Raw genomic sequence first — 6,685 nt, forward strand, 5'->3', positions numbered from 1 at the left:
ACAGGGGGCGGCCTTCCGCGTTTTCGACCTCGCTGTCGGATCCCAGGGGCCGCTCCTCCTACCGGAAGGACGCTCCGCCCCATGAACCCCAGCCCACCCGACCGCTTGAGCCGACTGCTCGACCCCTGCGGCCCGCCCTTCGCCCTGCTGCGCCGGCGGACGCCCGGCCGCGACCACGCCACCGTCGAGGTGCTGACCGGGCAGGTCAGCGAGGTCGAACGGCTCGCCGACCTGCCCGTCGGCGCGCTGCCCTCCCTCGCTCTGGTCCCCTTCCGGCAGATCCGGGAGCGCGGCTTCGACGTACGCGACGACGGCACGCCGCTGAGCGTGCTGGTCGCCGAGGAGGCGTACGAGATGCCACTGGCCGAGGCGATGGCCGCGCTGCCGAGCCACCCGGTGCGGGTCGACGGCGGCGGCTTCGACGTCCCCGACGAGGAGTACGCGGCCACCGTCCGGCGGGTCGTCGAGGACGAGATCGGCCGCGGCGAGGGCGCGAACTTCGTGATCCGGCGCACCTACGAGGGGCGCATCGACGGATTCGGCCGGGCCGACGCGCTCGCGCTGTTCCGGCGGCTGCTGGAGGGCGAGCGGGGCGCGTACTGGACGTACCTGGTCCACACCGGGGAGCGGACCCTCGTCGGGGCGAGCCCCGAGGTGCACGTGCGGATGTCCGGCCGGACGGTCGTGATGAACCCGATCAGCGGCACGTATCGCTATCCGTCCGGGGGGCCGACGGTCGACTCCCTCCTCGCCTTCCTCGGCGACCGCAAGGAGACCGAGGAGCTGTCGATGGTGGTCGACGAGGAACTGAAGATGATGTGCACGGTCGGCGACATGGGCGGGGTCGTCGTCGGACCGCGGCTGAAGGAGATGTCCCACCTCGCGCACACCGAGTACGAGCTGCGCGGCCGGTCCTCGCTGGACGTGCGGGAGGTACTGCGCGCAACCATGTTCGCGGCGACGGTCACCGGGTCCCCCGTGCAGAACGCCTGCCGTGTCATCGAGCGGTACGAGGCGGGCGGGCGCGGGTACTACGCGGGCGCGCTGGCCCTGCTCGGCCAGGATCCGGCGGGGGCGCAGACCCTCGACTCCCCCATCCTGATCCGCACCGCCGACATCGCGGCGGACGGCGCGCTGCGGGTGCCGGTGGGCGCGACGCTGGTCCGGCACTCGGATCCGGCGGGCGAGGTGGCGGAGACCCATGCGAAGGCGGCGGGGGTGCTGGCGGCACTCGGGGTGCGGCCGGCCGCGCCGGTTCCGGCCTTCGAGGGGGCCCGGCCCGGGGACGACCCGCGGGTGCGGGCGGCCCTCGCGGCTCGCCGCCAGGACCTGGCGCCGTTCTGGCTCCGGATGCAGGAGCGGCCCGCGGCCCCGGCCGGTCACGCGCTGGTGGTGGACGGCGAGGACACCTTCACGGCGATGCTGGCGCACGTCCTGGGAGTGGGGGGTCCGCGGGTGGCCGGGCTGGAGGTGACCGTACGCCGCTACGACGATCCGGGGCTGCGGGCGGCGGCCCTGGCCTGGGAGGGTCCGGTCGTCCTGGGGCCGGGCCCGGGCGATCCGGCCGAGGCCGCGGACCCCAGGATGCGGATGCTGCGCGCGCTGGCGGCCGACCTGCTGGCCGGGCACCGTCACGGACTGGTCGGGGTCTGCCTGGGGCACGAGCTGCTGGCCGCCGAGCTGGGCCTCCCGCTGATCCGCAAGGCGCAGCCGGCGCAGGGGGCGCAGACCCGGATCGATCTGTTCGGGGCCGAGGAGGTGGTCGGCTTCTACAACACGTACACCGCGCACTGCGACGACGCCGGCGCCGACCGGCTGGCGGCCGAGGGGGTGGAGGTGGCCCGCGATCCGGCCACGGGAGAGGTGCACGCCCTGCGGTCCCGCGCCAGGGGCTTCGCGGGGGTGCAGTTCCACCCGGAGTCGGTCCTCACCCTGCGGGGCGCGGAGCTGCTGCACGAGCTGCTGGCCGGGATCCGGGCGGTGTCCCCGGCCTGAGGGGCCGCACGCCGGACGGGCCGGCCGCCCCATGGCCGGTCAGCCCGTCCGGCTCTCGGCCCCCGGGGACCCGCCGGCCCGGAGGTGGCGCACCAGCTGCCAGGTCAGGATCGGTCCCAGCACGGCCAGCCCGCACAGGAGGGCGGTGAGGTTGCCGGTCGCCAGCGCCGCCGAAACCGCGGCGCCCACCGTGTGATCGGCGAAGGTGAGCCACGGGTCCACCCGCCGGCCCGGCTCGGCGCGCAGGGCGGGCCGCAGGGCCCGGAGGGCGTAAACGAGCTGGATGGCGGCGAGGGCCGGCATGATCCAGCGGAGCACGGTAGGGACGTCCACGTGGCCGAATCTAAGCCCCGCCCCGGCCCGCCGGTATGGCCGTATGCCGAAGTCCGGGTGAACTCCGGGGACGCGACCCAGTGCTGTGGGCGGGAAGGTTTGCCGGGCGTCGTGACCCGGTGAACCTTTCCGGACACAGCACTAGGCCGGCGGGACGAGGGTGTTCTCGGAGCGGCGGCCGGCCAGGTGGTCCGCCACGTTGGCGACGGTGGTGGCGATGATCTGGCCCACCGCGTCCGTCGTGTAGTACGCCTGGTGCGAGGTCACCACGACGTTCGGGAAGGTGACCAGCCGGGCCAGGGTGTCGTCCTCGACGGCTTCCAGGGACTTGTCCAGGAAGAAGACGCCTGCCTCCGCCTCGTACACGTCCAGGCCGACGCCCGTGAAGCGGCCCGCCCGCAGCTCGTCGACCAGTGCCTCGGTGTCGATCAGTGCGCCGCGGCTGGAGTTGACCAGGATGGCGTCGTCCCGCATCCGGCGCAGCGCGGCCGCGTCGACGATGTGCCGGGTGGACTCCACCAGTGGCACGTGCAGGCTGACCAGGTCCGAGGAGCCGAGCAACTCGTCCTTGTCCACGTACCTCATGCCGAGTTCCAGGCAGACCGGGTTCTGCACCACGTCCCAGCCCAGCAGGCGCATGCCGAAGCCGTGCGCGATCCGGGTGAACGCCTCGCCGATCTTTCCGGTGCCGAGCACGCCGACCGTACGGCCGTGGAAGTCCCGGCCCATCAGCCCGTTCAGCCGGAAGTCGAAGTCCCGGGTCCGGTTCGAGGCCCGGACGATCCGCCGGTTCACGGCCATCGCGAGGGTCCAGGCGAACTCCGCCACCGAGTGGGGCGAGTAGGCGGAGACCCGGCTGATCGTCAGGCCGAGGCGCAGGGCCTCGTCCAGGTCGATGTTGTTGAAGCCGGTGGACCGCTGGGCGATCAGCTTCGTCCCGCCCGCCGCCAGGACCCGCAGCACCCGGCCGTTCAGGTCGGCGTTCACGCTGGAGGAGACGATCTCGTACCCGGCGGCGATCGGTGCGGTGTCCTCGTCCAGGAAGACGTCCAGGCAGCGGATCTCGTGCTGCCCCGCGAACTGCCCCGCGAAGGCCTGTTCCAGGAGCGGCTTCTCGTCGGCGGTCACACCGAATGCCAGGATCTCCACGCTTGCTCCCGCACCTCGAACCATGGGCCGTTCGTCACCCTACGGCCCATGGCGGCGGATCGCCGCTCAGCCGAAGAAGACCCCGGCCTCCTTGTAGAGCGCGGGATCCACCGTCTTCAACTTCGACGTCGCCTCCGCGATCGGCACCCGGACGATGTCCGTCCCCTTGAGCGCGACCATCTTCCCGAAGTCCCTGTCGCGCACGGCCTCGATCGCGTGCAGCCCGAACCGGGTCGCGAGCCACCGGTCGAAGGCGCTCGGCGTGCCACCCCGCTGGATGTGCCCGAGCACCGTCGTACGGGCCTCCTTTCCGGTCCGCGCCTCGATCTCCTTGGCCAGCCACTCACCCACGCCCGACAGCCGGACATGCCCGAAGGAGTCCAGGGTGCCGTCCTTCAGGACCATCTCCCCGTCCTTGGGCATCGCGCCCTCCGCGACCACCACGATCGGCGCGTAGCTCGCCCGGAACCGGGAGGTCACCCAGGCGCAGACCTCGTCCACGTCGAAGCGCTGCTCCGGGATGAGGATGACGTTGGCGCCGCCCGCGAGCCCCGAGTGCAGGGCGATCCAGCCGGCGTGCCGGCCCATGACCTCGACGACCAGGACCCGCATGTGGGACTCGGCCGTGGTGTGCAGCCGGTCGATGGCCTCGGTCGCGATGCCGACGGCGGTGTCGAAGCCGAAGGTGTAGTCGGTGGCGGACAGGTCGTTGTCGATGGTCTTGGGCACACCGACACAGGGGATGCCGTACTCCTCGTACAGCCGGGCGGCGACCCCGAGGGTGTCCTCGCCGCCGATCGCGATGAGCGCGTCCACCTCGTACTTCGCGAGGTTCTCCTTGATGTCCCGCACGCCGTTCTCCGTCGTGAACGGATTGGTGCGCGAGGAGCCGAGGATGGTGCCGCCGCGGGGCAGGATGCCGCGGACGGCGGGGATGCCGAGGGGGACGGTCCGCCCCTCGATCGCGCCCCGCCAGCCGTCCTTGAACCCGACGAACCCGCAGCCGTACTCCTGCTCGCCCTTGCGGACGACGGCCCTGATCACCGCGTTGAGCCCGGGGCAGTCGCCGCCGCCGGTCAGCACTCCGACCTTCATGGAATCTCCAATCGCCATGACGGTCACGCTAGTGGTGACCCAGGTCACAGCAAGGGGCCTGGAGAGGGCAATTCCGGTGGAATCGCGAGGCGTTGCGTACGCCCGTTCACTCGTACGAGGTCGTAAGTACGATCGACGGCCGGTGGGGACGTCCCCCGTGCGGGTACTACGCGTCGTCGAGTCCGCGTTCTATGGCGTACCGGACGAGCTCCACGCGGTTGTGCAACTGCAGCTTGCCCAGCGTGTTCTGGACGTGGTTCTGCACGGTGCGGTGGGAGATGACGAGCCGCTCGGCGATCTGCTTGTACGACAGTCCCTTGGCCACCAGCCGCAGCACCTCGGTCTCACGGTCCGTCAGTTGCGGGGCCTTCGGCTCGTCGGAGGTGGCCGGCAGCGGGTCGGTGGCCAGGCGCCGGTACTCGCCGAGCACCAGCCCGGCCAGGCCGGGGGTGAAGACCGGGTCGCCGGCCGCGGTGCGGCGGACGGCGTCGATCAGCTCCTGGGCGCCGGCGGACTTCAGCAGGTAGCCGGTCGCGCCGGACTTCACCGCTTCCAGGACGTCCGCGTGCTCACCGCTGGCCGACAGGACCAGGACCCGCAGGGCCGGGTCGGCGCCGACCAGTTCCTTGCAGACCTGCACGCCCGGCATGCCGGGCAGGTTGAGGTCGAGGACCAGCACGTCGGGCGTGACGGCGTGGGCCCGGCGGACCGCCTCGGGGCCGTCGCCGGCGGTGGCGACGACGTCGAAGCCCGCGGCGGCCAGGTCGCGGGCGACCGCGTCCCGCCACATCGGATGGTCGTCGACGACCATCACCCTGATCTCGTGCAGCTCGTTCGGCCTGTTCGGGTCGTTCACGTCGGTGCGCTCGCTCATCTCTTGTCCGTCCTCCCCCTGGGTACCTTCAATTCCACTTCGGTGCCCTGCCCGGGAACGGACACCAGATCGGCGCTGCCGCCGAGCTCGCGCAGCCTGCCGCGGATGGACAGGGCCACCCCCATCCGGCCCTCGCCCGCCGCCTGGTCGAGCCGGCCCGCCGGGATGCCGGGGCCGTCGTCGCGAACGGTCACGATCACCTCGTCGCCCCAGTCCTCGACGAGGATCCAGGCCCGCGCCCCTTCCCCGGCGTGCTTGCGCACGTTGTCCAGGGCGGCGCCGACCGCCGCGGCCAGTTCCTTCGCGGCGGGCACCGGCAGCGGCACCGGGGTGCCCGGTTCGGCGAAGCTCACGCGGGACCCGGCGTGCGGGGCGAGGAGCGTCCGCAGGTCCAGCTCGCCGGTGTCGGTGCCCGGCTCGTCCACCTCGTACGTGTCCACCAGGGCGCCGCGCGACCCGTCGCTGGAGACCCGGGAGGGCCGCACCAGCCCGCTGGAGACCAGCGTGCGCAGCGCCACCTCCTGCTCCCCCGCCATCCGGCCGAGCTCCTCGGACTCGCCGCCCAGCTCGCTGCCGCGCCGCTGGACCATGGCGAGGACCTGGAGGACCCCGTCGTGGATGTCGCGGGCGAGTCGCTCCCGCTCGCGGGTGGCGGCCTCGATCTCCAGGGCACGGGCGAGGGTGTTCTCACTGGCCCGGGCGACCTCGACGACGTAGCCGATGGCCACGGAGGCGACCCAGACGAGCAGGACGTTGTGCAGCGTGTCCTCGGTGGGCCGGCCGGTGTGGATGGCGAGGTTGGCGGCCGCCACGAAGGTGGAGGCGAAGCAGGCCCAGCGCCAGCCGCCCTTGATGGCGAAGGCGAGGACCGCGCCCGCCGTCCAGATGGTGGGGAGGGTGCTGCCGCCCGACGTGATCCGCTCCTGGGTGTCGGCGACCGGTGTCAGCACGATGCCCACGATCGCGACGGTCAGGTCGGCGACGAGGAAGCCCTTGGTGCAGCTCGCGGCGTTCGCCACCTTGCGGGAGGTGGCGAGGGTCCAGACGGCGAGGAAGGCGAGGTAGCCGACCGCGACCCCCGGGCGCGGGAACTCCTTGTACGCGGCGGCGAACAGCAGCGCCGCGTAGACCATGGTCAGCAGTCGGTACGCGGTCAGGGCACGCCAGAGCGGCTGCTCGACCGACATGCGTACGACGCGTTCGCGTTTCGCCATCTCCCCCACCCCCCGCGGGCGGTAC

At 72.6% G+C, this 6,685-nt stretch carries 6 protein-coding genes; 1 reads left to right on the plus strand and 5 read right to left on the minus strand.

The features are described 5' to 3' along the window. The first annotated feature begins 81 nt into the window (after nt 1-81). The gene (locus tag ACWGIU_RS25415) at nt 82-1,995 is read left to right on the plus strand and encodes an anthranilate synthase family protein (RefSeq protein WP_453709421.1); all 1,914 of its coding nucleotides are present in this window, start codon (nt 82-84) and stop codon (nt 1,993-1,995) included. A gap of 39 nt (nt 1,996-2,034) precedes the next feature. On the opposite strand, the gene ACWGIU_RS25420 is transcribed toward ACWGIU_RS25415, so the two are convergent. From ACWGIU_RS25420 to macS, 5 genes are all read right to left on the minus strand, one after another. Continuing rightward, nucleotides 2,035-2,328 (minus strand): hypothetical protein, encoded by a 294-nt coding sequence (locus ACWGIU_RS25420; RefSeq protein WP_453709422.1) that lies wholly within the window; start codon nt 2,326-2,328, stop codon nt 2,035-2,037. A gap of 141 nt (nt 2,329-2,469) precedes the next feature. Continuing rightward, a complete protein-coding gene (locus tag ACWGIU_RS25425) occupies nt 2,470-3,477 on the minus strand; it encodes a 2-hydroxyacid dehydrogenase (protein WP_453709424.1) in 1,008 nt (335 codons plus the stop codon). A 66-nt stretch (nt 3,478-3,543) separates the two neighbouring features. Next, nucleotides 3,544-4,572: a 6-phosphofructokinase gene (locus ACWGIU_RS25430; protein ID WP_453709426.1), complete on the minus strand. Its 1,029-nt coding sequence runs from the start codon at nt 4,570-4,572 to the stop codon at nt 3,544-3,546. Between the two features lie 166 nt (nt 4,573-4,738). After that, nucleotides 4,739-5,383, minus strand: coding sequence for a response regulator transcription factor (locus ACWGIU_RS25435; RefSeq protein ID WP_051774607.1), 645 nt, complete (start codon nt 5,381-5,383; stop codon nt 4,739-4,741). Nucleotides 5,384-5,442: 59 nt separating this feature from the next. Then, complete coding sequence (gene macS / locus ACWGIU_RS25440) at nt 5,443-6,660, minus strand: MacS family sensor histidine kinase (protein WP_453709428.1); 1,218 nt, start codon at nt 6,658-6,660, stop codon at nt 5,443-5,445. Nucleotides 6,661-6,685 lie beyond the last annotated feature (25 nt).

It is taken from the genome of Streptomyces sp. NPDC054840 (assembly GCF_053611065.1).